The sequence below is a fragment of the Acidimicrobiales bacterium genome, from assembly GCA_030747595.1.
Taxonomy (GTDB): domain Bacteria; phylum Actinomycetota; class Acidimicrobiia; order Acidimicrobiales; family MedAcidi-G1; genus UBA9410.
The window spans coordinates 1-1,050 of record JASLKK010000037.1 but is presented as its reverse complement, the minus strand read 5'-3'; the positions used below and the strand labels follow the sequence as shown (position 1 = coordinate 1,050).

Below are 1,050 nucleotides of genomic sequence, written 5' to 3'. Positions count from 1 at the left end.
TGCTGGAGGTGACCTGGTGGAGCCAGCGGGCCCTATGGCACCTGATGTTCTCAGGTGTGTTCGAGCGCCACCCGGACCTGCAGTGGGTGAACACCGAGACCGGGACGGCCTGGGTGCCCGACACGCTGGCCCGTTTGGACGACTTCTACGACCGGATGAAGACCTCCAAGTACGGATCGGAGGCCATCTTCGGCGGTGCGGCCGTCGCCGAGATGTCGCTCACCCCGTCGGAGTACTGGCAGCGTCAATGCCACGTGGGGGCCAGCTTCCTGCGACCCACCGAGGCCGCCGTGGTGCGCCAGATCGGCGCCGACAAGGTCATGTGGGGATCGGACTATCCCCATATCGAGGGCTCCCACCCCAATACCGATGAGCACCTACGACTCACGTTCGGTGAGATGACCACCGACGAGGCCACGCAGATCCTGACGACCAATGCGGCGAGACTGTACCGGTTTGACGTTACGGCCCTGCAGGCCCTGGCCGAGCAGCACTGCCCGACCAAGGTCCATGTGGCGTCGGGCATCGCCTACGGCGATATTCCCGAGACCGCCAAGGGATGTCCGGGGATGGCGCCCCAGAATCAGGTGCAGGTGCCATGAGTAGCCTGCCGCCGCTAGAGGTCGCTGACTCGGTCGCCGTTGTCACCGGCGGAGCCAACGGCATCGGTCGGGGCATCGTCCGTGGCCTACTGGAGGCTGGTGCCACCGTGGTGGTGGCCGACATCGAACAGGACGTGCTGGACACGACGGTGGCCGCCCTCTCGGCCAGTCACCCCGGCCGGATCACCGGCGTGGTCACCAACGTCATCGACGACGCGTCCACCGATGCACTAGCCGACCACGTCTACGCCACCTTCGGTCGCTGCAACCTGCTGTTCAACAACGCCGGCGTTGGTTCAGGCGGTGGTGGACGCATGTGGACCCACGAGCCCAACGACTGGCGTTGGTGCTACTCGGTGAACGTGTTTGGTGTGGCCAATGGCGTCATGTCGTTTGTGGGACGGATGCTCGAGTCGGGTGAACCCGGCCACGTGGTGAACACGTCGTC

Annotated in this window: 2 protein-coding genes; both read left to right on the top strand. The window is 65.3% G+C overall.

Annotation, left to right across the window (positions count from 1 at the left end):
* Positions 1-602, top strand: a 602-nt coding sequence (locus QF777_11900) for an amidohydrolase family protein (GenBank protein MDP6912244.1), incomplete at its 5' end; no start/stop codon positions are given.
* A partial coding sequence (locus QF777_11895; GenBank protein ID MDP6912243.1) for an SDR family NAD(P)-dependent oxidoreductase occupies positions 599-1,050 on the top strand: 452 nt, incomplete at its 3' end. The genes QF777_11900 and QF777_11895, both read left to right, overlap by 4 nt.